The following is a 1,199-nucleotide window of genomic DNA, read 5'->3' as shown; positions in this document are numbered from 1 at the left end:
TATCAGATTTTTAGGGCTAATTGTGCATCTGCTGATCCAACAAATTAGCCTGTAATTCAGAGCCGGCAATCGTTTTGACGATTTAGATAAAATTTTCAATGTGACACTTTAGGGTGCGGAATGTGGGATTAAAGAAAACAAAAGCATTAACATAACAGCCATCATACCGACGAGATTATCAAATTGTTCCCAAGCTTTTGATAATTGTAAGGACAGCTTTTTAAATATCCCTAGATACAACCCCCAACCGATAGCAATAATCCCTAAAGCTTTGCTGATATTTCCCAGGTTGTAGGCATCGAAATAGACAGCATTGGCTACAAATAAGGCAGTTAACAATAGTATTATTCCTAACCATCCACTCAAGGTTAACTTTCCCCCAGTGGCAACTTTTGCGTGGGGTAAAAAGATAAATTTGGCAGTGGCGATCGCTGTACCTACGGCTGCTAAATTGATGGCTACCTCTTGCCAAGGTAATAAATTTTTCATCGTTAACGCTTTCGCCCCAAAACCGGATAATAAGGGGAATCCAGAGATGGAAAAACTGGCGATAACAATAGCAATCCAGAGGGAATTAGGGAGCGATTGTTGCTGTAATTCTTTAAAATTGCGACTGGGTAAAACTCCCACTAACAGAAATAGGGAAGATTTAACTAATCCGTGGGTAAGGGTATAAAAACCGCTCACCGGTGGGGCAGCCAAAATAAAACCCAGCTGCACGATCGTGCTAAAGGCTAACATCCGCTTGCTATCCTTTTCAAAAATCATATAGGGTAAGCCAAAAATCGCCGTTAGCACCCCCAAAAGCCGAATTAGTCCATCCAAATCCTCTAGGATTAAAGCACAGCGCAGGAGGGGAAAAATGCCAGCTTTTACCACCACCCCCGACATCAGCGCCGAGACGGAGGTTTCCGATTCCGAGTGTGTCATCGGTAGCCATAATCCCGAGACAAAGATTCCCCCTTTGACTAATAATCCCATGAAGATTAAAGCCAAGGCTTCGGGAGGTGCGCCCCTTAAACCAGCAAAAGCAAAGGAATTATTGGCTTTATAGACTAAAACTGCGCCAATAAGGTAAAATAACATCGCCACATTGCTGATAAACAGATAACGCAGGGCAACCCAGAGAGAGCGATCGCTGCGAGGATAGGCAATCACCAGAAAAGCGGCAATACTAATTACTTCTAAGGCAACGTAAA

General features: G+C 43.0%; 1 protein-coding gene. It reads right to left on the bottom strand.

Going from position 1 to position 1,199, the window contains the following annotated elements; all coding sequences use genetic code 11:
- Positions 1-108 precede the first annotated feature (108 nt).
- Positions 109-1,199, bottom strand: a 1,091-nt coding sequence (locus IQ242_RS25295) for a cation:proton antiporter (protein WP_193961844.1), incomplete at its 5' end; no start/stop codon positions are given.

It is taken from the genome of Microcystis sp. LEGE 08355 (assembly GCF_015207185.1).
In the GTDB taxonomy this organism is placed as follows: Bacteria; Cyanobacteriota; Cyanobacteriia; order Cyanobacteriales; family Microcystaceae; genus Microcystis; species Microcystis panniformis.
Note: the sequence above shows the minus strand (reverse complement) of the source record. Positions and strands in the feature narration are given on the sequence as shown.